The sequence below is a fragment of the Leptolyngbya sp. GGD genome (assembly GCF_026735145.1).
Lineage (GTDB): Bacteria > Cyanobacteriota > Cyanobacteriia > Leptolyngbyales > Leptolyngbyaceae > Leptolyngbya > Leptolyngbya boryana.
In genome coordinates, this window is record NZ_JAPQKE010000009.1 from 127,542 (window position 1) to 148,860 (window position 21,319).

20 protein-coding genes and 3 pseudogenes are annotated in these 21,319 nt (G+C 47.6%); 9 read left to right on the forward strand and 14 right to left on the reverse strand.

The window, feature by feature from the left end:
• Positions 1-356: 356 nt before the first annotated feature.
• From OU814_RS27355 to OU814_RS27365, 3 genes are read right to left on the reverse strand one after another with little or no spacing between them, the layout of a single operon-like run.
• On the reverse strand, positions 357-1,601 hold the full coding sequence (locus OU814_RS27355; protein ID WP_268242762.1) for a tyrosine-type recombinase/integrase: 1,245 nt from the start codon (positions 1,599-1,601) through the stop codon (positions 357-359).
• Between the two features lie 23 nt (positions 1,602-1,624).
• Positions 1,625-2,347 (reverse strand): hypothetical protein, encoded by a 723-nt coding sequence (locus OU814_RS27360; protein ID WP_268242763.1) that lies wholly within the window; start codon positions 2,345-2,347, stop codon positions 1,625-1,627.
• A gap of 21 nt (positions 2,348-2,368) precedes the next feature.
• A complete protein-coding gene (locus tag OU814_RS27365) occupies positions 2,369-2,974 on the reverse strand; it encodes a hypothetical protein (protein WP_268242764.1) in 606 nt (201 codons plus the stop codon).
• 243 nt (positions 2,975-3,217) lie between these two features.
• Between OU814_RS27365 and OU814_RS27370 the strand changes: the two genes are divergently transcribed.
• On the forward strand, positions 3,218-4,018 hold the full coding sequence (locus tag OU814_RS27370; protein ID WP_268242765.1) for a Uma2 family endonuclease: 801 nt from the start codon (positions 3,218-3,220) through the stop codon (positions 4,016-4,018).
• A 79-nt stretch (positions 4,019-4,097) separates the two neighbouring features.
• Here OU814_RS27370 and OU814_RS27375 read toward each other — a convergent pair whose 3' ends face one another.
• A complete protein-coding gene (locus OU814_RS27375; RefSeq protein ID WP_268242766.1) occupies positions 4,098-4,361 on the reverse strand; it encodes a hypothetical protein in 264 nt (87 codons plus the stop codon).
• Between the two features lie 814 nt (positions 4,362-5,175).
• Between OU814_RS27375 and OU814_RS27380 the strand changes: the two are divergent.
• Positions 5,176-5,924: pseudogene (locus OU814_RS27380) on the forward strand (ISAzo13-like element transposase-related protein).
• A gap of 172 nt (positions 5,925-6,096) precedes the next feature.
• Here the strand turns inward: OU814_RS27380 and istB (OU814_RS27385) are convergent.
• The 5 genes and pseudogenes from istB (OU814_RS27385) to istA (OU814_RS27405) all read right to left on the reverse strand — a co-directional run bounded on the left by istB (OU814_RS27385) (position 6,097) and on the right by istA (OU814_RS27405) (position 12,459).
• A complete protein-coding gene (istB, locus tag OU814_RS27385; RefSeq protein WP_268242767.1) occupies positions 6,097-6,921 on the reverse strand; it encodes an IS21-like element helper ATPase IstB in 825 nt (274 codons plus the stop codon).
• A gap of 698 nt (positions 6,922-7,619) precedes the next feature.
• The gene (gene istB / locus OU814_RS27390) at positions 7,620-8,417 is read right to left on the reverse strand and encodes an IS21-like element helper ATPase IstB (RefSeq protein ID WP_268242768.1); all 798 of its coding nucleotides are present in this window, start codon (positions 8,415-8,417) and stop codon (positions 7,620-7,622) included.
• Positions 8,418-8,796: 379 nt separating this feature from the next.
• A pseudogene (istA, locus tag OU814_RS27395) lies at positions 8,797-9,852 on the reverse strand (IS21 family transposase); the annotation flags it as partial.
• 279 nt (positions 9,853-10,131) lie between these two features.
• Positions 10,132-10,893, reverse strand: coding sequence for an IS21-like element helper ATPase IstB (gene istB, locus OU814_RS27400; protein WP_268242769.1), 762 nt, complete (start codon positions 10,891-10,893; stop codon positions 10,132-10,134).
• A gap of 15 nt (positions 10,894-10,908) precedes the next feature.
• Positions 10,909-12,459 carry an IS21 family transposase gene (gene istA / locus OU814_RS27405; RefSeq protein ID WP_268242770.1) on the reverse strand — a complete coding sequence of 517 codons (1,551 nt, stop codon included), beginning with the start codon at positions 12,457-12,459 and terminating at the stop codon, positions 10,909-10,911.
• 313 nt (positions 12,460-12,772) lie between these two features.
• Here istA (OU814_RS27405) and OU814_RS27410 point away from each other — a divergent pair.
• Positions 12,773-12,988 (forward strand): annotated as a pseudogene (locus OU814_RS27410) (IS5/IS1182 family transposase); the annotation flags it as partial.
• Here OU814_RS27410 and OU814_RS27415 read toward each other — a convergent pair.
• From OU814_RS27415 to OU814_RS31400, 3 genes are all read right to left on the reverse strand, one after another.
• Positions 12,985-13,506, reverse strand: coding sequence for a hypothetical protein (locus tag OU814_RS27415; protein WP_268242771.1), 522 nt, complete (start codon positions 13,504-13,506; stop codon positions 12,985-12,987). The pseudogene OU814_RS27410 and the gene OU814_RS27415 overlap by 4 nt on opposite strands.
• A 345-nt stretch (positions 13,507-13,851) precedes the next feature.
• Positions 13,852-15,498 carry an ISL3 family transposase gene (locus tag OU814_RS27420; RefSeq protein WP_268242834.1) on the reverse strand — a complete coding sequence of 549 codons (1,647 nt, stop codon included), beginning with the start codon at positions 15,496-15,498 and terminating at the stop codon, positions 13,852-13,854.
• A gap of 39 nt (positions 15,499-15,537) precedes the next feature.
• Positions 15,538-15,864 (reverse strand): AAA family ATPase, encoded by a 327-nt coding sequence (locus tag OU814_RS31400; protein ID WP_442786157.1) that lies wholly within the window; start codon positions 15,862-15,864, stop codon positions 15,538-15,540.
• Between OU814_RS31400 and OU814_RS27425 the strand changes: the two genes are divergently transcribed.
• From OU814_RS27425 to OU814_RS27440, 4 genes are all read left to right on the forward strand, one after another.
• Positions 15,849-16,064, forward strand: coding sequence for a hypothetical protein (locus OU814_RS27425; protein ID WP_268242772.1), 216 nt, complete (start codon positions 15,849-15,851; stop codon positions 16,062-16,064). The two genes, OU814_RS31400 and OU814_RS27425, sit on opposite strands and share 16 nt — an antisense overlap.
• 211 nt (positions 16,065-16,275) lie before the next feature.
• Positions 16,276-17,118, forward strand: a complete 843-nt coding sequence (locus tag OU814_RS27430; RefSeq protein ID WP_017291724.1) for a ParA family protein — start codon at positions 16,276-16,278, stop codon at positions 17,116-17,118.
• 12 nt (positions 17,119-17,130) lie between these two features.
• Positions 17,131-18,402 carry a hypothetical protein gene (locus OU814_RS27435; RefSeq protein WP_268242773.1) on the forward strand — a complete coding sequence of 424 codons (1,272 nt, stop codon included), beginning with the start codon at positions 17,131-17,133 and terminating at the stop codon, positions 18,400-18,402.
• Between the two features lie 465 nt (positions 18,403-18,867).
• Positions 18,868-19,002 carry a hypothetical protein gene (locus OU814_RS27440; RefSeq protein ID WP_268242774.1) on the forward strand — a complete coding sequence of 45 codons (135 nt, stop codon included), beginning with the start codon at positions 18,868-18,870 and terminating at the stop codon, positions 19,000-19,002.
• 199 nt (positions 19,003-19,201) lie between these two features.
• On the opposite strand, the gene OU814_RS27445 is transcribed toward OU814_RS27440, so the two are convergent.
• Both OU814_RS27445 and OU814_RS27450 read right to left on the reverse strand, forming a co-directional pair.
• On the reverse strand, positions 19,202-19,366 hold the full coding sequence (locus OU814_RS27445; RefSeq protein ID WP_017291727.1) for a peptidoglycan-binding domain-containing protein: 165 nt from the start codon (positions 19,364-19,366) through the stop codon (positions 19,202-19,204).
• Positions 19,367-19,395: 29 nt separating this feature from the next.
• Positions 19,396-20,580: an HNH endonuclease domain-containing protein gene (locus OU814_RS27450; protein ID WP_268242775.1), complete on the reverse strand. Its 1,185-nt coding sequence runs from the start codon at positions 20,578-20,580 to the stop codon at positions 19,396-19,398.
• 184 nt (positions 20,581-20,764) lie between these two features.
• Between OU814_RS27450 and OU814_RS27455 the strand changes: the two genes are divergently transcribed.
• Positions 20,765-21,127, forward strand: a complete 363-nt coding sequence (locus tag OU814_RS27455; RefSeq protein ID WP_268242776.1) for a hypothetical protein — start codon at positions 20,765-20,767, stop codon at positions 21,125-21,127.
• A 9-nt stretch (positions 21,128-21,136) separates the two neighbouring features.
• Positions 21,137-21,280 (forward strand): hypothetical protein, encoded by a 144-nt coding sequence (locus OU814_RS27460; RefSeq protein WP_268242777.1) that lies wholly within the window; start codon positions 21,137-21,139, stop codon positions 21,278-21,280.
• The last annotated feature ends 39 nt before the right edge of the window (positions 21,281-21,319 follow it).

Below are 21,319 nucleotides of genomic sequence, written 5' to 3' on the forward strand. Positions count from 1 at the left end.
GAAATTTGGGTTAAACCTAAATTTCAAGCTGAAGTTTTTGCAGAGACAAACGTTTCTTATACAAACGTTTAACCTAGAACGAGAACATCGCTTTCATGAAATTCTCTAAACTGAATCAGGTCAAATCTGCTCAACAATTGCCCTACCTAGACTGCCACAAACGGCAGTTCAACTTCTTGCACAAATTTAGAAACAAGCACAGCACAGAGCAATCCGCCGCATATCTCAGTAGCCTGTTTGCGATCCAATCTGCTCAAGCTATCAGGTCTTTTTCTATCAATGAGTCTCCTCTGATTTCCTGTACTGCAACGTTGCAGTACAAAAGATTTTTAATCTTTCTGGCTCAAGTCTGAGAGTCACACAAGATCTTCAGTATATTGAAAGTCTTGAAGTGTTTGGAGTGATAGACCTAGCGATCGCGCAACGATCTCTAATGCAATGCCTTCTTTCAGCAGATTACTGGCAATTTTCAGCCTTTCTTCCTGTGCTTGATCCTCAGTTTTAGATGGAGTAATGGAAAGAGCACCATTCGATGCAATAATTCCTGAGCTTTGCTGGCGTTTCTGACAATTTCTAAAGAAAGCATTAATTGCAGCTTCTTGTTCAGCCCGAAGGGTATAACGACGGAACACAGACTCGCTCTCAATTCCACCTAATCGACGGGCATGAGTCGGATCAATGTCATCTAGCAGCAATTCTGTTAGGTAGGTGTGTCGAAATAAATGAGGATGCAGATTTTGAATCTCAGCCAACTCTCCAATCTTTTCAATGGCAAAGTAAATTCCATGATAAGTTAGTCGCTCTCCACGACGAGTCACATGATGCGAGAGTAGCAATGGACGATCACAGCTTAGTTCCTCTCCCTGACTTCTACGCCAATTCAGATAAGAGTCAATTTCTACCCAGGAAGTAGGGTCAAGTGGCACAATTCGGGGACGATCGGTCTTAGTATCTGCAATGAAAAGAACTTTTCCACTAAATCCGTCCATTGTATGGTTCCCGATCGCGCCCAGATTTAAGTCAACTACTTCACCTGCTCGTAAGCCATGACTGAGAATGTGAACCAGAGCGCGATCGCGCAGTTGCGTCTCTCCCCGTTGGTCAACGGCACTCCAAACCAATGCTTGTTCTTCCTCGGTTAAGCTCTGCGCCTCTGGCAGCGGGATTGCTTTTCCTTTGAGTCCGATTGCTGGATTTGTGGGTGCTAAATCAGGATAAGTCTTGTGCAGCCAAGCAAAAAAGCTCCGCAGCGCCATCACTGCTAAGTTTCGACTGCTTGTGGAAAGCGGTTTCCCTTGGCTGGTTCGCACCTCCTCCGTTAAGTAACGCAAATAATGAGCATTGAGGTGATGCGGCTTGATTTCGCTCCACAGCAATTCTGACCACATCAGGAAGCGGTAGAGTTCGCGTTCGTAATTTCTGCGCGTATTTGACTCAAAGCCCCCTGCATTGAGAAACTCCCGCACTTTCACGCTCCGAATATCCGTTGGCGGTAACCGGAGCTTCGCCACCTTGCCTCTTTGTCTTGGAGGCGAGGTGCGATCATCGAGAGGCAAGGGCATTAACTGCGCTTCAACTGGTGGGAGCGATCGAGCAACCATACTTTCAATCCATTATTAAAAAATCAGCGTTGAGTGTGTCCAACAATCCAGATTTCCCCGTCGTACCAATCCCCTCGTAACTCCAACAAAAATCCTCCTAATAATAATGCCAACCAAACTTCGATCCACGGTTGATTTAGCTGCTGACACAACTCGACAAAGGGAATCGCATGAACCTGAGCCGTTTCCCAGAAGGTAACGATCGCCTCCGTCCACTGAGCCACATCTTCATCATGAGCAGTCTCGATCGCAGCTTTGAATGCCTCGACTGCTTCTTCATCCGTCAACTTTGCGCCTTGCTGCAAGTCCTCACCCATGACTTTGACGAATTGAGCAGTATTTACAGATCCAGCAGCAGACTCGACAGGTTCTATTTTGATTGGAGGTTGGCGATACTCTGGATAAGGAGCCGGAAGATCCCGCTCAACCAATCCAGATAAATTAAACTCTTGCGTCTGCATCACTAAATCGACTCGACCGGAAATATCGACGATCGGCTCGACCGGATCATGCTGCTGTTTCCAATCTTCAATTAGGACATCCGAGCGTAGACAAATTAATTCTGCAATTTGCTGCAAAATTTCACCTGCTAACTCAAGCTGTACAGAAGCCGACTGAGATGCAATTATCTCAACCCACTGGTCGAAAGTTTGCCATACGATCGTCAGCACCTCTTTCTCATCAGGAAATGCCGTCGCTACTTCGAGCGAGCGCCGTAGATCGAATTCGAGTTGCTGACTATCCATTGACTCTTGCCTCTGATCAGTTCATCGCATCGGGCGACCCGTACAAAGCGGACAGAGCGCAGGGTGACGTTCATCTCCTTCATCATGCAATCGACCAATGCGATACGTCTGATATTCCGGAAAATTTTCATTTAAGACTTGGTTGAGTGCCCTTACCATACTTGGAATGAGATAATCTGTCACATCCTTTGGTGCAAGCCCCCGACAGTGGTAAGGACCAGAGAATGCAATCTCCTGATCCCCTAAAAGTAGCAAAGCGCCGATCGCGTGCAATCGATCCTTTGGCGTTTCACGATACCACAATAATTGGACATAGATCCGCTCTGGAGGCAGAACTGGAGCGGCTTGAGGTATCCAGGTTCTCAGCAAATCTGAAGTTGAGAGATCACTGCCCTGTGCTTTCAAGTGTTCGATTCCAACCTGCTGTTTGGCAAGTTTTTTGCGCTTATAGTTTTCTCGACGTTGAGCATTGATCGTTTCCTGGTTGGCGTAATAGTAACGAAGCTTATGACAAGGATCTCCTGCCCAACAGCCATCCCCACCCTGAGCCGCATCATGAAGTTGTTTTGCCTCGGCATCACTGAGGGCAGAACAAAGTTTACATTTTGGATCAGGATTTTTCGGCACGGTTTCCTCCTTTATTCATCCTCAGTCATTCAAAGCCACTTTTCATCAAGGTTGATAAGAATTTAATAGTACAAAACTACCTAAAATTAATTAGTAATTGTGTACTTACGCTGAACGTCGTTAGAGTTTCGCTAGAGTCAAGATAATTGAATATTATCTTATATCAAAAACATTAGTTGATGCGTACTGTAGAGTAAAATAGGGGCAATCGCGCTATCTGACCTCAAATAGGTCGTGGAGTCTATGGAGTTGCCCACTGAGCAAGCCTCAATCCAAGCGGAAGTCCACCAGCCGGACATTCCGATGCCTCCGACCAACTTAACTTTTGACGATGGAGAACCTTTGGAAAGCCCTCGCCATCGCATTGCGATGAATCTCTTGATTCGCTCTGTCCAGTCCGCGTTTCATGATCGTTCCGACTTTTTTGCAGGCGGCAATATGTTTGTGTATTACAGCCGTACTCAAGCGATGAATCAAGACTTTCGCGGACCAGATTTTTTTGTGACGCTGGATGTCGATGGCAGTCGGGAACGGAAAGCGTGGGTGACTTGGGAAGAAGAGGGGCGTTTTCCGGATGTAATTGTGGAATTCCTATCGCCGAGTACCGAAAAAGTGGATCGTGAGGATAAAAAGCGCCTGTACGAACGAATTTTCAAAACTCAAGATTATTTTATTTTTGACCCTTTTGATCCTAACTCCTTACAAGGTTGGCACTTGCAGATTGGGCGGAGAGGTTATCAATCGCTCCGCTCCAATGCACAGGGCTGGCTTTGGTGTGAAGCATTAGAACTATGGTTGGGAACCTGGCAGGGGGTGATCGATCGCGAACCTGCCACTGGAACTTGTGATTGGCTGCGATTCTACGACCCAGATGGAAATCTCATTTTGCTTCCAGAAGAGGCAGAACGAATTGAGAAAGAGGCGGAGAGAGCAGAAAAGGAGGCTGAACGGGCGAGAGCCGATCGAGCAGAACAAGAAAACATAAGGCTGATCGAGCAACTGCGCGTTAGAGGAATCAATCCAGAAGAATTATTGGGAAATTAGCGGTACTGTCAATCGCTACCAAACTGGGTTGATATTCGTAAAACCCTTACACGGAGATTAACAGGAGGAGTTAAGGCAATTAATGCTTTGGTGAATGAGAAAGTTGGGCAAGTTCGTCTAGCAGAGAGGCAATTTCAGTGGGAACTCTCATAGTTTGAAGTTGCTCAGGTGTGAGAGTTCCCAAGTTTTTAGCGATCGTGGCTCGAATCTTATTCTGTAAAGCAACCGGAAGAGTTGAGCGAATGTGCTGTAATACAAATGCAGCGCGATCCTTGCCCCGCTGCCAAGTCTCAGGATTGGCGCGAACTTGCTGCCGTGCTCTAACCTGGCATTCCTTACCCACGTATTTCCGTACCCTTCGGAAATGTTCTGCTAACTCGTCCTCTGATTCTTCACGGAGATTCTCATCAACATCCGCTGCGGAAATTGCCGCTTGAATTCGATCTTTAAAATCTACGGGAGCAGCATTACCAAGCGTGTTACGAAGTATCGATTCTAAAACGTCAACTTCTACAAATAGTGATTCGATACGGTGACCACTCTAAATGCAGTCGATTCGCTCTACCTGAAGCCCAGATCGAAGCCAACGCATTGGTGGTTCCTTGTCGTAGTCACGATCAAGAACGCATACAATGACAAGACGCTCATTATTCTCAAGCTTGGGAAGAAGAGGGCTAGATGCAAGACGCTCAACGAGATCTGCTGTCGGTATGTTAGCAACGCCATCAAGCGGTATACACGTCCAATTGTTGAATTGTTCGATCTGGGCTGATGCCTTACTAAGGTGAGCGATGGCGCATTGTTCTAAAATAGTCTTATCGGTCGCCCTCAACAAAAAGAACTCGCCGAGCCGCAAGAAAATTGACTGCTGAGTAGAGAGACAGATCATGAGTTCCCTCCAAGGCTTTCAGCAAATCCTTTTGTGAATGAAGTTGTCTGAAACGCGAAAATTACCGCTCAATATTTAAGGCGGCTTCTGTTAAAAGATTTACCCAGGCTTTAGAATAGTCCTCATTCTCTCAGAAATCTAGGAACAATCGGGTGGACAGAATCGATGAGCGCACACAAGACCCCATCCTCACTGCCTATCAGGTTGAGGATCTTCGATTAGCAGCGTCCAAAATGCGTGGGCAGAACGACGGAGCTTTCAGGCAGAGATGGCGCTGAAATATTGCGAGGGAAGCGCCCGCATTGCAGAGCGAGTGTTTGGCTGGGGACGAGTGAATGTGGAAACTGGGCTAGGGGAACGTCGCACTGGACTGGTGTGTATCAGCGCGCAAGTAGGCAATAGTGGGGCGAAACGCTGGGAAGAAAAGTATCCCGAAGTTGCTTCAGCGTTGCAGCAGATCGCGGAAGATCACGCTCAACAAGACCCGACGTTTAAGACGACGATTGCTTACACGCGATTAACGGCACAAGCGGCGATTGCTCAACTGCGAGAACAAGGGTTTGGGGAGGAGCAATTGCCTGCACCCAGCACGATGGCAGTGATCTTGAATCGGATGGGTTATCGATTGAAGCCCGTGGTCAAAGCCATTCCCCAAAAAAACTGCCCGAAACCGATGCGATCTTCGACAACAGCAAAGCTAAAGATCGCAAAAGTGAAAACGGTAGCATCAAACGATTGAGTCTGGATTGCAAAGCCACGGTGAACATTGGCAAGTATTCTCGTGGCGGGCAAACCAGAGGCAATCCTCAAGCGCTTGACCACGATATGGGATGCGAGGAAACGTACATTCCTTGTGGGATTGTGGATGAAGATAGTGGACAACTGCATCTCTACTTTGGCAGTTCGCATAAAACCAGTGATTTCATCGTCGATACCCTTCAAGATTGGTGGAGTCGCTTGACCCTCAAGCAACAGAGACTGTTAGATGTCAAGCACAAGTTCGAGTCGCGACAGTGACAAAGACGGGCTAGTAAGAACTAAGAACATTCTTGGTTAGTCGCGAGCTCAAGAACAGTAATCGCTAAAGAATGACAGATTAAAGTTGTGCAGAATGCTCAAGGCGACTGCACGACAATGATGATCAAAATGACAACGAAGATCGAGACGACAATTAAGATCGAAACGACAGCTAGGAACGTTTCGGTTGAACGGTCTCTTTCTTGGCGGTCTTCGATGCTTCAGAACGAGACACTGCCGATTGTTTGCGGTAGCTCTCGGTCTGAATTTCAACAATCAAAGCATGATGCACCAAACGGTCAACGGCTGCGACCGTCATCATCGAATCGGTGAAGATGGCATCCCATTGGCTGAAGGGTTGGTTGGCAGTAATCAGTAAGCTTTTGCGCTCATATCGATGAGCAATTAGCTCAAACAGCACGGAGGTTTCCGCCTCAGTCTTTTTGACATAGCCCAAATCATCAAGCACGAGTAGGTCAAAGCGGTCTAGCTTCTTCAGCATTGCTTGCAATTGCAGTTGCAGCTTTGCTTGCTGTAATTGCTGGACTAGAGCTAAGGCAGAAAAGAACCTGACTCGCTTACCAAACTCCACCATGCGGCGCGAGACAGCGCTTGCTAAATGTGACTTTCCAACGCCTGAAGCTCCGAACAACAAAAGGTTTTCGGCGCGTCCGAGCCAAGTAGGATCATCCGCCATCTGCATCAAGGGAGCAGGGTTGAAGCTCGGACAATGGGAAAAGTCAAAGTTGGAAACCGTTTTTCCGCTTGGCAGTTGGGCTTCTTTCAGAGCGCGTTGGATGCGGTTGCTCCATCGGTGTTGGACTTCCGATTCGCACAGAGCCAGCAAAAACTGTGCGTAAGACCAGCCTTCCTGCATCGCTTGTTGTTCGAGTGTTTCCCAGTGATGCAGCATGTGAGGTAGGTGCAGTCGTTTGAGGTGGAGGCTGAGATTCTGATACGGACTGGTGGGCGGGTTCTCGGTGCAAGAGTTGGTCATAGTGTTCTAAATTGTGTTGAGTCGTCGTGAGATTGGGCAGGCTTAGATCGCTCAAGAGTTGAAACTGCTTGCGGAGTGTAGCCAGGGTCAGGCTATTTGCATTGAGTTGTGCTTGCAGGTAGCTTGCTACTGCGATTTCTTTGTCTTGCGTGGTCGCAATGTACAGAGCTTCTACCATCAGCACCGCAGCACTGTCGAGGTCGAACCGGCATTTGAGTTGCGACCAAAGCTCCCGCCATATCTGATTTGGCAGAAGTTCTTGTTGCCAGGTACAGTACAAGAAAACTCTGGGCTTGAGACGTAGCCCTTCTGCAATATGCCGATAGTTGATGCACCGAGCGCGCCGTTTTGCTTTATCACTGACTCGAATGCGAGTGTCTCCCGTCAATTACATTGGCACATTTAGAGCATCAATTTTCTCCTCCTTTTTGCTACAAAATTCAACTTCAAATCAATGGAATCAGGTAGTGTTCGCATCCAAGTTGAAAGTAAGGTGTAGATGATCACGTTTCCAAACGACAACTAAAAATGCTGTACTACTCGGATGGACTGAAGATGGACTCAAGCTGAGTAGTACAGGGACAAAAAAGCAGCACAAATTGTCAAACTGAATCGTTGAAATCCAGGCTGGACGGAAGAACTTCTGCACTTTTAAGCAGAGCCTCAAGGTAAAGTGAGTTCAGGATACGAGTGCTGAATTAAGTCGTGTGAGTGCGTGAGATTGCGGCTTGTTTGCGAAAACTCTCGGCTTGCATTTCGAGAATGGTCGCGTGATGGACTAAGCGATCTATGGCAGCGACCGTCATCATCGAGTCCGTAAAGATGCTATCCCACTGGCTGAAAGGTTGATTGGCTGTAATCAGTAGACTGCGCCGTTCATAGCGATGAGCAATCAACTCAAACAGCACCGAGGTTTCCGCCTCTGACTTTTTGACATAGCCCAAGTCGTCAATGATCAGCAGATCGTACTTATCGAGTTTGACAAGAAAAGCAGGTAATTGCAGTTGTAGTTTTGCTTGCTGAAGTTGCTGAACGAGCGTGGTGGCAGGCAGGAACTTCACCCATTTGCCCAACTCTATCATGGAACGCCCTAGTGCCGAACTGACATGTGTTTTCCCAGTTCCACTCGGTCCAAAGATGAGGATATTGGAGGCAGTTTGCAACCAACTGGTCGATTCGGCAAATTGCATCACCACTGCCGGATTGAGACTAGGAACATGAGCGAACTCAAAATTAGACCAGGATTTTCCGCAAGGCAATTGCGCTTCGGTGAGCGCGCGGGCAATCCGAGCCTGGTCGCGACGGGAGGCTTCCCCTTCGGCGAGTGCTAAGAGGAATTGAGCGTAGCTCCAATTCTCCTGAGTGGCTTGATGTTCGACCGTCTGCCAATCGGACAGGAAGTGGCTCAACTTGAGGCGTTTGAGCACCGTCGTCAGGGTTTGGTAGGGACTCAACTGGGACTGGGGATTGTTTCTGTGTTTGGAAGAGTTGGTCATAGCTCGATAGTGCGTGTTGCATTGAAGCAACTTCGGGAACAGGTAGGGATTTCATCAGATTGAATCGATGTTGGAGACGAGAGAGGGTGAATGTACCGGCTGCAAGCTCAGTTTTGAGATAGTTCGCCACTTCGACTTCTCGGTCTTGAGTGGCTGCAATGTACAAGGCCTCAACCATCCAACGAGCAGCAGTATCGGGATCAGTGCCGCGTTTCATCTGTTGCCAGAGTTCGCGCCAGTCGGCATCGGGCAGTAAGTCTTCCTGCCATTGGCAGTGCAGAAATGCTCTGGGTTTTCGACGCAGACTCTCGACGATATGGCGATAGTTGATGCAGCGCGCCCGTCGAATCGTTGCACTGCCATGGACATGAAGACGAGGCAACACAACGACTTGAGTCGTGCCGACAAAGCCCGCAATCTGGTCGTGATAGAGATGTAATGTCAGTTGCTGCCCAATCAGTCGAGACGGCACACTGTAAAGAATGCAACGCACACTGATGGTACTGTGGGCACTGACTCGACTACTTAAAACCTCATAATCCGCCGTCCGATATTGCGGTAAGCTTTGCAAAGTGGAACGTTCCAGCTCAAATTTTTGCTGGCACTTGGCATTGAGCTTTGCTATCACCGATTCGATGAACACCTGATACTGAGCGACACTCTCAAAATCAAAGCTGCCTCGACGGTACAGCGCCTGACACAATCGGCGTTTGAAGTACCCATGAGACGACTCGATGGAACCGTTTTCATGAGCCACGCCTGGGTTGTTTCGAGTCGGTTGCATCCGGTAGTGGTCACAGATCGCGGCATACATTTGCGTCAATTGCGGATTGCGGCTACCCGTGTTGCGATATGCCGCACTGAGACTATCGGTGCGATGTTGCTGGGGCACTCCTCCACAGGCAAACAGCGCATTTTGTAAGCCTTGGGATAAGCCCACAAAGCTCTCCCCACCCTGAATTACCTGCACATATTGCCACCCACTAAACGCCAGTCGATAGTGATACAAAATGTGCTGAAACGCTTGTCCTCTGACCGTTACGGTGACACCCTTGAGGTGCGTAAAGTCAGACAGTCCCAGGACTCCCGGAGAATGCTGAATCTTGAACATCACTTCTTTCGGTTTCCCGTGTTGAGCTTTCCAATCTTTGACCCGTCGTTCTACGGTTCTCAGTTTGTCGTCATATTGTCCGGGATATAACTCTTGCAGCGTTTCAAACAACGTGATGGGGTGTAGGCGAGGTTCTCGTTCTAGCATCGGAAGCAAGTCTGCTTCCCAATGCCCATCGAGTGGGTCTTTGCGGGTTTTCCAATCTCTCGGTCGTCCGCGTTTGGGTCGATGCGTCCCATTTTCAATCCGCTGGGCGGTACGTCTTGAAATCCCAGCTTTGGCTGCCGAGGTTTGTCGGGAATGTCCCGATTGTTTCGCGTTCATGTACAGTTGAACCTGTTGATATTTTATTGATACGGGCACTAGGAAGTCTCGAATTGCAAGTTTGGACGCTGCGTATTTTCACAACTTCGGCACCTAATTCTCACCCATCTTCGGCAGGTGATTCTCACTCAACTTCGGCAGGTCTAAAGATAGCGTAACGGAACTGACTAAAGATTGCAAATATTTTCTCAGAGCAACCAGATCAAGAAACACTAGATTTAATACGAAGGGCACAAAAGCAGAAACACAAACACAGATTGAAAGAGAAATACAGCAGCTTCAATCTAAGTCAACGCTATCTGGATTCGGTTTGACTTTACTGGTGAGTTTTCGCATCGATTCACCTTTGAGGACTAAGCGGATGGAATCATGCACAATCCGGTCGAGTATCGCATCGGCAAGTGTCGGGTCTTGAATCTGAGAATGCCATTGATTGACGGGGAGTTGAGTGGCAAACAAACACGAAGCGGTTCGATAGCGCACGTCGAGTAAGTCCAAGAGGTCGCGAGCTTGTTCTGCTGTTACTGGGTCTCTGAGCCAATCATCGAGAATGATCACCTCAAAGGTGGCGATTTGTTGCTGAAAGCGACGAAATGAACCATCGGCTTTGGCAAACTTCAATTCCATTAGCAAGTCGGCACACTTGAAGTAGCGCACCGGATGTCCGAGCGTACAGAACTGATCTGCTAACACGCTCGACAAAAAGGTTTTCCCAACTCCGGTGGCTCCGACAATAATCAGATTGAGATGGTCTTGAACCCACTTACCCCCTGCAAGTTCCAGAAATTTTGCTTTCGACAAGCCGCGTGGCACGGTAAAGTCAATATCACTCAGATGCGCGGTGGTCGTCAATTGCGCTTGTCGTAATCGTCGGTGCAACCGCATTTGTGAGCGATGCAGTTGTTCGCGTTCCAGCAGTAACGTCAGGCGGTCTTCAAAGCTCAAATCATGATAGGTGGGACTATTGCACTGTTCCATCCAGGCATCGAGCATTCCCACCAGTCGCATAGCTTTTAGTTGTTCGGTGACAGTTGCAGTCATAGTTCAGTGGTGTCGCTAATGATAGTACTGAGAACCGCGCAGATTTGCGTGTTCGATTGCAGGCGTTACAGTCGATTCGACTTCGACAGTGGCAGCATCGAGGTGGCTCGCTAAAATCGAGCGCAGTCGCCTCAGTCCCACCATGCCGAACGCATTTGCACGACGACACGCCAATTCCAGCCGCTCTGTTCCATGTGTCGTTGCCAGTCGTTGGATGCCACGAATCGAGCGGAATGCTTGTTCCTCGTGCGCTTTCGCATTAAAAATGGCTTCGACTTGGGTGCGCGTGTGAGTGCCAATCTGGTCTGCCCAAGCTAAAAACCGTTCCTTCGATTGCCGTTTATATGCCCAATGTTCTGGCGGCATATGGTCAGCGAGAGTGGTATGGCGATACTGCACCCGTGAACGTTCGTGCACTGCAATGCGCTGATGGTCGTGAAACACCTCAATCAGATGTTCACTGACCTTGACTTGCACGTCGCGTTGCACATACCAATACGGCACAGAATAGTAGTGCTTTTCCACTTCCAGGTGATAGTCCAAATTCACCTTGGCAGTTTTCCAGCGAGCAAACACAAACGACTGGCTCGGTAACGGTTTGAGTGCAGGCTTGTCTACCTGCTCAAATAACACGAGACGTGATACCCCATAGCCACTCATCACTCGCTCATTGAGGTACTGCAACCTGACATCGATAGCTGCATTTAGATCCGTGAAACTGGTAAAGCGCTCATGCCGTAGGGGAGCGAGAATTTGGCGTTCGACTTCCTGAACGGCTTTTTCGACTTTGGCTTTATCCTTGGGCTTGTTCGGACGAGCGGGGAGAATCACCAGATTGAAGTGCCGAGCGAACTCTTCATAGCTGCGGTTGATCCCTGGTTCATACCGACATGGATCACTCACTCCAGACTTGAGGTTGTCTGGCACGATGCACTCTGGAACACCGCCAAAGAACTGCAAGGCGCGTTGATGAGCGCCAATCCAGTGCGGCAATTCTTGACTCGGTGTCGCTTCAGCATAGGTGTAGTTGGACGCACCAAAACAGGCAACAAAGATCTGAGCTTTGGTCATGACATGAGTGTTGGGATTAACTACGCCAATCGTCAACCCACAATAGTCTACAAACAGCTTTTCACCTGCCTTGTAGACTTGCCGCATCGTCAGTTGATTGCGAACTTTCCATTGGTTGTAGCGCCGACAGAATGTTCCATAACTGCATTGCCATTGTTGTTTGTCGATGCCTTCTTGCCACAATAACGCCAGTGTCACTCCTTTTTGTTGCCGTTCTATCTCTAGCGTTGTAAAATCAATTGTCTCTGGTCGCTCTTCAACTTTGCGTTTCCCTTTGCCTAATTGTTCTTTTGCTTCACTATCGCTCAGGTGTTCAAGCTGTTCATAACTTATTCCCTTTGCGGTTGCTCGACGAACATAATCTTGCACGGTTGACCGTGCCACTGCACAACTTTGTGCAATCGAACATTGGCTGTGTCCCATCTCGTGTAGACGGATGATTTCGCGAAACTTGTCCATCGACAGTAACTCTCCTTGTTGCGTTCGTTTGCTCACGTCTTTATCCTCTGGGTCAACAGTGACCGCAGTGTAAAGCGTGGTGCCGAAGTTGCGTGAGAATTACCTGCCGAAGTTAAATGAGAATCCGGTGCTGAAGTTACGTGAGAATCACCTGCCGAAGTTTATGCAATTTTGCAGACGCATCCTAGTGTCTTTTCTTTGAAGATCTCGTTGGATCAAGATTGCTGAATCAAGCTGCTCGATCTGATCCGGTTTGCAAATGAGAAGGTGTTCTCTTATTTGGAAAATTTGGGGTGGGCAACGTAATTGTCAGTTGAGCCAATACAATTGTCGCGCCATACTCCGCTCCATCCGCAAGCATGGACGCAAAAAGTGGAAGCGCATCGCTGGTTATCATCGTCGCTCACTTGCCGAAACCACGATGTTCCGCTTCAAAACGGTCTTTGGTGGCAGTCTCCGGTCGCGTCGCTTTGACAACCAAACTGCGGAGCTATTGATCAAATGTGCGGCGCTGAATCGCATGATTCAGATCGCGAAACCTGACAGCTATCAAGTTGAAGCTTAGTTCAATGCTCTCCCAAGGCGAGCGTTGAACTTTTGGGATTCATGCAACAAAGCCGGATTCAGGTGTAATTCAGGCTCATCTAGTAATAGTACACATTCATCGGTAAGTGTAGGGCGAGCGAGCTGCATCTCAACTTGGCTAGGAAGAGCGAGTAGACTCACCAGAGCATCGTTAGCGGATTGAATTTCGAGTCTAACTCCTCCACGACAAAAATTAACGGCGAGAGGAGCACCAGATTGAGCGTCGCAAAGAGGTGTTCTAGGGATAATTTCAGCTTCTGCGACAGTTCGTAATATACAGTTAAGCCGTTCAATTGCCTTCTCATTAAAGCGAATCAGCCAATTTCTTACTAGTCCACAACTGGCGTTAGAGGAAGATGCAGTTTGAAGTTCATCGTCAGATAGATAGGTTTCATTAAAGCGAAGTGTATTGACATAACTATTAAAGGTCGAACTCATGCCCTTCACTGAGTTCTTACTGAGTTCCTTGGGAATAAGCGCTTCAAGCTCTACAGTCACATCTGGAGAAGCGATGCCACTTGTTTGAGCCGTAAGTAGTGCTTTTGCGAGCCAGCCTGCGCCATCAAAGAGTCCCTGGATTGTAAAGTGTTTGGCAGAAAAAGGATCAGAAGGTGCGTATTTTCACAACTTCGGGTTCTCCGCAGGTTTTGGTGAGCTAGGTGAAATATGTGAAAATCTAGCATTCATTTCACTATTCAATTAGCTGCTCTCAGTTCTCTAACCAACAATGGATCTCTATTTTTCCTAAACCATTATTTGTAGACAAACAAATTCGCCATCTTATTATTCTACAGTTTGAGACGTTTTCAATTCTATTAAGATTTACTTTACTCTTGAATAGCTCTAGCTCGTCAAGATAAATCTCCGATTCAGTAAATCAAAGCTTGCCCTGCCGTACATCTGCCGCTTTAGTAGTTTCAATCGGTTGATGTTCCCTTCCACAGGTCCATTGCTGATATCAGTCATGAGGCTCGCTTTTACGGCAGCATAGTCCTCTTTTAACCCTTGAGCAAATCCCTGAAACAGCTTCATCGAGCTACTCATCGCTTGTTCTAACCAGATATCCAATTGCTGAGGTAATCGTTCTCGCACCAGCTTTGTAAACCCTTGCGTCAAATCAATCGCTGCTGCCAATTCGGGATGTTGTGTTTTGAGGTCTGCGATCAAAACTTGCTCTACATCCGTTCGCTGATCCGCTCGACGCATCACCATCCAAGTCGCTCGACGAGCAGTCAACGGGGGGTGTTGTAGATCGCTAATTGGAAGCTGGAGTTGCACACCGAGTTGAGCACGGTGTTGCTTTTGTGTCTGCCGCAATCGATGAGTGTATCGAGCGACCGTTTGATAGCTCCCTCGATACCCTTGCTGTTGGATTTCTTCAAACAACTGTTTCGTATTGCTTTGTCCTTGATTCCATTGGTTCAGCACATAGGGTTTGTAGGCATCGAGTTGACTACGTTGAGAACGACCTCGATGTGGATGTGGTTGCCATTCAGGAAACTTGGAATGGCTCAAGTAGCGATACACTGTTCGTTTTCCCATGCCGAGATGTCGGGCGATCTCCAGGTTCTCCCAGCCTTGCTGTCGTAACTGATGCACTTGCTCGTACTTTGCAAATCGGCGTTCTCGCGCCTTGGCAGAGCGCTCCTGTATAGCTAGACGAGGTACTACGGGTGCAATCATCATGGCATCGTTCACAGGGATTTGTGCGGCTTCCACAGCTTTCAATTGCTGGGTGTGCATTGCTAAGATTCGCTCTAGTACTTCTGCTAAATTTTTCAACAAATGGAAGCGATCTGCAACCTGAGTTGCATTCGGTGCGCCTCTCGTCATGCCTTGTCGATAGGTCTTTGATCGATCACGGGAGAGAACTTCCACGCCTGGATGCTCTTTTAACCATTCTGCTAAGGTGTCTGCTTCGCGATCTGGAAGCAGCACAATCGGTCGATTTGTCTCTAAGTCAACCAAAATTGTGCCGTAACGTTGTCCACGCCGGAATGCAAAATCATCTACTCCTAACGCTTTGGGCGTTTTCACCGCAGGCATCGACTGGCGAGAGATCAGCGATAGCAGAGTGTTTTGACTGACCTCACAGTGCAGTGTTTTGCTCAGTTTAGCCCCACCTTCACCGCCTGTATACAATGCGATCTCACTCAGTTGTGCTGCTAATCGTTTCGTTCGTCTTGCCCACGGAGCCATCACGCCCGCGATCCGTTCCGTGAAGATTTTGCGATCGCACTCCACCTGATCACAGAAAAACTTGCCCACGGTCAGTTGGATTACGATTTGGTAATCTGCCCACGGTAAATCTGCCAATGTTCGTTCGTAGAGACTATGCACTCGATGAGCAACCTGATCACAAACGGGACAACGAACAATCTGCTGTACCGATTCCATCAAAACTCGAATCTGCCTCTGTTCTACAGCAAGTTCGTAATTCTGTAATTGCAGGTGTTCTGGGCTAGGAAGCAATTGGGTTAAGAGTTCCACTATCTTTCCGATGCGATTCATCACCATTCTGAAAAATCTTCACCAAAACCTGCGGTGAACCCGAAGTTCATGCAATTTTGCAGAAGGATCAGCCTGCATGAACAACATGTTCAACCTGCTAGGTTCCGATGTGAGGAATGCAATCTCTTCACTGCTGGCTGTCCAACTTGAATTGCTTGAAGATGCGGAATGGGTTGCTAAATCGACTCCTTGCATTAAGAGTGAGATTCCCCTAAGGAGCGAGGTCTTCCCAAATGCATTTCTGCCAATAATGACCGTGAGCGGAGCGAGGTCGAGTTGGAGTGATTTGTACCAACAGAAGTGAGAGGGATGTTTGCAGGAGGAAGAGTATGCACGGCAACCAATCCGACAAAATGGAGAAGCTCAAAGGAAAGGAGATCGCGATCGCACTTCTGTACCGCAACGTTGCAGTACAAAGCAAGATCATGCCGACCTCATTTGAGGACAAACGTTCCCAAGTGTATACTGATGCCTACAAAGCAGCCATGAGCAAAATCAACGAAATCGAAAAACAGCACGTAGATTTTTGTTGGAAATCGAGATAAATCTTGTACTATATGAAATCAACGCTGGAAGGTTAGCGAAGCGTTGACTTGTACCGCAACGTTGCAGTACATCCTTAAAAGTTGCGTTTCAGGAGTTCTAAATGGCATGAAACAGTCGATTCAAGAGACTCTATCAGCCATAACTGGACACAAACAAAGCATTTTCTATCAGTTGATCATGACCCAGCAATAGAATACGGAAACTGAATTTATGCAGGTTAGACTTACGATCGAGAGCAATACGGGTGGTTCTGGAAAAACAACATTAGCCAGCCATCTCGCCTACGCACTGGCGAAAAAGAAACTTCGAGTCGTTTTGATTGAGCTTGATCCGAATGGTTCGCTTGCCTTGTTTACTGGACTGCCAAAACTGCGACCGGATGAAGTGGAAGATTCAATCTCGTGTATTTTTGAGCGTCAGTTTAAAGGGGATTATCCGCTCGTTCCAGTTTGGGAAGAACATACGAAGTTAGTTCAGGTGATTCGAGGCGGCTCTCCCTTGCATACTGCCATTCGAGGACTGCACTTGCATGAGCGTCCTTATGAAGTGCTGAAGGATCGCTTAGAAGACTATCCGATCGACGCGGATGTGATTATTATTGACACGCCTGCTTCGGTTGAGCCGATGGGATTGATCGCGTTGGCAGCAGCAACTCATTTCATTGCTGCAATCAAGCCAGAGTTCAAAGACTCTTGGAGTTCAAGCGATATGCTGAACTGGTTTTACGAGAAAGTAGACTCGTTGCGCCTGCGTCCTCGTCCTGAAATCTTAGGCTTTGTTCCGTCGCGGGTTGACCTTCAGAAAGCGGTTCATCGCAATCTTCTCGGTCTTAGAGCGGATGGCACAACCAATGACAAAATTGATCCGGTTGATACGATTCCTTATCAGCTACAACAGCTTGAGATTCCTTGCTTTCCTCATATTAAAGAATCTGGCTTTTTCCTCAGCGCTAGTGGAACAGGACTTCCGGTTCATTTGTATAGACCTGACGACAAAATCACGAAGTCGTTCGATCCGATCGTCAAAGAAATTGTTAAGAACCTGAAGAAATAAAAGGACTAAATTATGCCAAAACCTCAAGCGATTAAGCCGTCTGCCATGTTTGCAGATGCTAACCAAAGTCAGCAGATCTCTCGGCTCAAAGGTCGGGTCGAAGAACTGGAAACGGAAATTGCCGAACTTAAATCGAGTGGTTCTAGCTCTCAAGAGAAAGCAGAGCTTGAGTCCAAAATTCAGTTTTTGGTGCAAGAACTGTCAGAAACTCAGGGAGTCAAGCAAATTGACTTCAAAGACATCAGCCGCAATCCGCTGCAACCCCGCATTATTTTTACCCAGGCACAACAGCAAGCGTTTGCCAATGTATTAAGAGAGGAAGGGCAGCTTGCCCCAGTGCTGCTGATTGAGATGACGGAAGAGGTGCGATCGCAGTTAGAGCAGTACGAGGAACAAGGACTCTTCATCGCAGATCAGCCACTCTATGACATCAACCTTCCCTACCTGATGTTTGATGGGGAGCGACGATTACGATCGGGCCCACTGAGCGGTCTATCAAGCCTGAAGTCAGTCATTATGCCTGCCAAGGGTGCGATCGATCTTCTGGAAATTCAGTCGAAAGCCGTTTCGACCACAATTCATCAAAAGAAACTGCATGACCTGGAAATGGCGCAAGTTCTTATTTGCCAATGCGCTCATCGTTACCCTTACCTGAAAGATGTTTTGGACGAATCGTTAGATATTGAACTTCCACGCGCACTCAATACGGCTTTGACTCAGTTAAAACGACGATTAAGACGTGGCGATCAATCTGCCGATTTAGCAGAGATTCTGACTGCTGATCGCTCAGTTCAAAAAGAGTGGATTGAAAATTCAGGTTTAGAAGAAGAAGCCAGGGCGATTTTAGATGTCATTCTGAGCTATCAGCAGAACCCGGCTACCATCTCTCGATATGTGCTTCCTTTGCTGAAACTACCAGATGATTTGAAGCAAGCAGTCTGGGATGAAGGCTTAGAACCTGCAAAACTTCGCTTGCTTAATCAACTGAATGCAGAGGCACTAAATTTTGAGGATGAAGCAGAAGCGAAAAAGATCCGGATGGAAGTAACTCAAAATGCGATCGCAAACAATTGGAGCACACAGACCATCAATGAGCAAGTGAAGATCATCCTGGCTCAACACAATCCCAGTTCTAAACCTGAACAACCCAAATTGCCTAAAGAGATTACAGCACTGGAAAATACTGATTTTTCTGAATTATCTCCCGCTCAATTACGAGAGTGTCAGCAAATTCTTAACCGCAGGCTCAAGGAGATCAAACAGTTAATCAATCAAGAATCCTAGCGATCGTACAGGTGAAACTAACTTGGAGACATTGGAATGCAGAAAAATCGAGATAACTCGGTTCGCGAAGAGTTGCTCACAAAGCGTTTAATGACGCTATCTGAGCAACCCGTGAGCCGTTTAGGATTAGCTAGTTAGTATCTCAAAGATCTAACTTGTGTTCAGCCTGCTTTTGAAGCAAGCATCACTTTCTATTGCTCCTACAATCTCTCCTCCGATCCAATAGTAGAGAGACTTACGCTACTTATCGCAACACAAAGAGACTCCGTCTTTGTTGCAACAGGAAGCAAATCTCGTGATCTCAATATACTATAGGACTATTTAGATCAGACCCATCGATCGCTGAAACTCGATATCATTGATGCTTTCTTCATCGAATACTTCTCTCCAAAGAATAGCGCCAAGGAGATTCAAGCCGTTCTTGCTCAGTTGCAGCAGTGGAAAACGGCGGGAGAGATTCGCTATATGGGATCTAGCACTCACAATCGGGGCATTGCTCTCCAACTGATTCAGGGAGATCAGGTGAATGTCTTAATGCTGCGATATAATATGGCACACCGAAAAGTAGAAGACCAAGTTCTTCCGGCGGCGCTGCCCTAGTGGAGCCTTTCTGAACGACGGGTTGGTTGATGCAAGCATTCGTGGTGACCATGATAGATTCTCCTTGATGAATAGAGCAGGAATAAAAAACAGAAACAATTGAGGAACAGAAAAGAGTGAGAGAGTAGAGAATCGGGGAAAGCACCCGCCATCAGGAAGATGCCTTTAGGTTGTGCTTTCCCAACAGCGCCAAGATGGATTAACAGCCCACGGCTTCGACGCGAACGCTTTGACTGCGAACGAGGTCATAGAGCCGTTGGTGTACAAGCAGAGTCGCAAACCCATTGGCAGGAGAGAAGCCATAGCGCTGTTGGAAGGTGATGACCGCAGCGACGGTTCTCGGTCCATAGAACGGTTGAATCATTGCGTCGATGAGACTGCTGGGTTCAGCCTTTATCCAAATCGACTCAAATTTCGAGTTTCAGCAACTTGTTCAATGAAATCAGCGACTGCATGAGCTAAGGATGCAGCAAAAAGGTCTTGTTGTAGCTGCGAGAACCGGATTTCTGCATCCTCCCGAAGCACATCGGACAAGGATTCTGAAGCGCTGTATTGACTGTATGCCAGTTCAAAATAGGGCTGCGCTTGCTGGAGCCGTTCAATTGTGGGTAAGCGATCGCGTTTGACGTGAGAATTGAATTTTGGATCAGCAGGAACGAGATTCCACAGCTCGTTAATCGGGTAAACGGAAACAGGCATCAGATGGTCTAGATCGTAAGCAACACCTGGAGTAATTTCGCGGTGTGTCCAGGGGCAGATAAAGGTATGACCTTCGAGAATCAGTAGATCGATTTTGTTACGCTCCCAGGTTAGCGGACGACGGTTATCAGGACGATCCGTGAGCAGGTTGTAAATATCTCCTCGATCGAGGCTGGAATCGTCTTGCTTGACTGACTCGGTGAATAAGCACCACTCATGAATGCATAAAGCTTCGACCCAGAGCGACATTTCTCGGAATACTTGCCATAAATCAGCTTTCACAACTAGGCATTTCTCATGAAGCTGAGTGCTGGGAACTGTGATCGTGCGATCGTTAAGCTCCTTAACCTGCTTCGGCTTCTCGAACACGGTCCAATTTCCTGGTCCTGCATACCGAATCGGCATTTCTAGCGTTTTGCTGATGTCCTTAAGAACCTGTTGATAAGCGTCGAGCAATATGGGTGGATACGTCTTGCGCTTGCGCGGGACACGCAACTCATTCATGACAAAAAATCCATCTGAGGGACGTGCAGCACTGCCAAGAGCATGTTCCCATAGTTCTCGAAAACGGGTTAAGGCAGGGCGAAACGCCATGTCATTTTTGCGCTTATTATTTGAAGGTGTCACCTCCTTGAAAGTTGTGGCTCGTTGTCCTTGCCAGATTGGACGATCAATTTGAGCAAATCCCCAGTAGTAAGCAACCCAGAACTCAGCTAAGAGACGGAGTGGAATCGCAATGTCCTGACGATAGCTTCGCAAGTCAGGAAATGACAGCACGACATCATTAATTGCGCGAAGAAGAGCCATTTTGTAGCTGGTGATCTTAGTGTCGTGTTTGAGAATGGTGCTAATCACCATTCCGGCAGACTTGTCAGCCATTTTTAAAGATCAGTAAGAGTATAAGATACTACTCTAATTCCCCTGTGATGGAACATGAGAAGGGAACCGAGTTGAGTGGCAGCGAGAGTCACCTGATATGGTTAGAGATCGTTTTATACCTGCAAGAGTATGATAACGGAGGTGACGTATAGCCTATCTACTCATTTTGGGTTTCTGTACTTCTATGAGCGCTATTCAAGCCATTCCAGAGCAAGAACAACTCGTTAAGGTGCAGCAGCGCTTGTATGTGATGACTAACGGGTGCCAGACGACACTGCCTGCTGGTCTTCTATTGTCTAAAGTCACATCTGCTCAATATCTCGTTCTGTTGTCCTCGATCAAAGACAATGGCTTGGATGAAGAGCTTCAGGTGATTTGGGGGTTAGAACCCGGAGCGCAGAGTTTAAGCGAGTGGCTGCCCAAACCCATAGGCTTTGATGATTCCGCAGACTGGATGCGTTTCTCGACCCGATGCGGCAGGGCTGCTGCTGATATTCGCACCCTCCAAGCCCCGTTTCGGAGTGGCACTGATCTTGAGGATTACTAGCTTGATCCAGTGGTTCGAGCAATTCAGATGCCGCGTGTCAATTTGCTGATCGCGGATGATGTTGGATTAGGCAAGACGATCGCAACGGGTTTGGCAGCCCAAGAACTCCTGATTGTCAGTTGCCTCAATGAGATTCGTAATTGCGGATTATAATCCCAAAGGCGATCGCTCAATCTCCATCAAACAGGTCTA

What these genes read in the sequence shown, in the direction of transcription:
- OU814_RS27370 (WP_268242765.1), top strand. Translation starts at nt 3,218, where the DNA reads ATGGAGTTGCCCACTGAGCAAGCCTCAATCCAAGCGGAAGTCCACCAG.
- OU814_RS27360 (WP_268242763.1), bottom strand. Translation starts at nt 2,347, where the DNA reads ATGGATAGTCAGCAACTCGAATTCGATCTACGGCGCTCGCTCGAAGTA.
- OU814_RS27430 (WP_017291724.1), top strand. Translation starts at nt 16,276, where the DNA reads ATGCAGGTTAGACTTACGATCGAGAGCAATACGGGTGGTTCTGGAAAA.
- istB (WP_268242767.1), bottom strand. Translation starts at nt 6,921, where the DNA reads ATGACCAACTCTTGCACCGAGAACCCGCCCACCAGTCCGTATCAGAAT.
- OU814_RS27440 (WP_268242774.1), top strand. Translation starts at nt 18,868, where the DNA reads ATGGGATCTAGCACTCACAATCGGGGCATTGCTCTCCAACTGATTCAG.
- OU814_RS27425 (WP_268242772.1), top strand. Translation starts at nt 15,849, where the DNA reads ATGCACGGCAACCAATCCGACAAAATGGAGAAGCTCAAAGGAAAGGAG.
- istB (WP_268242769.1), bottom strand. Translation starts at nt 10,893, where the DNA reads ATGACTGCAACTGTCACCGAACAACTAAAAGCTATGCGACTGGTGGGA.
- OU814_RS27455 (WP_268242776.1), top strand. Translation starts at nt 20,765, where the DNA reads ATGAGCGCTATTCAAGCCATTCCAGAGCAAGAACAACTCGTTAAGGTG.
- OU814_RS27435 (WP_268242773.1), top strand. Translation starts at nt 17,131, where the DNA reads ATGCCAAAACCTCAAGCGATTAAGCCGTCTGCCATGTTTGCAGATGCT.
- istB (WP_268242768.1), bottom strand. Translation starts at nt 8,417, where the DNA reads ATGACCAACTCTTCCAAACACAGAAACAATCCCCAGTCCCAGTTGAGT.
- OU814_RS27450 (WP_268242775.1), bottom strand. Translation starts at nt 20,580, where the DNA reads ATGGCTGACAAGTCTGCCGGAATGGTGATTAGCACCATTCTCAAACAC.
- OU814_RS27445 (WP_017291727.1), bottom strand. Translation starts at nt 19,366, where the DNA reads ATGATTCAACCGTTCTATGGACCGAGAACCGTCGCTGCGGTCATCACC.
- OU814_RS27355 (WP_268242762.1), bottom strand. Translation starts at nt 1,601, where the DNA reads ATGGTTGCTCGATCGCTCCCACCAGTTGAAGCGCAGTTAATGCCCTTG.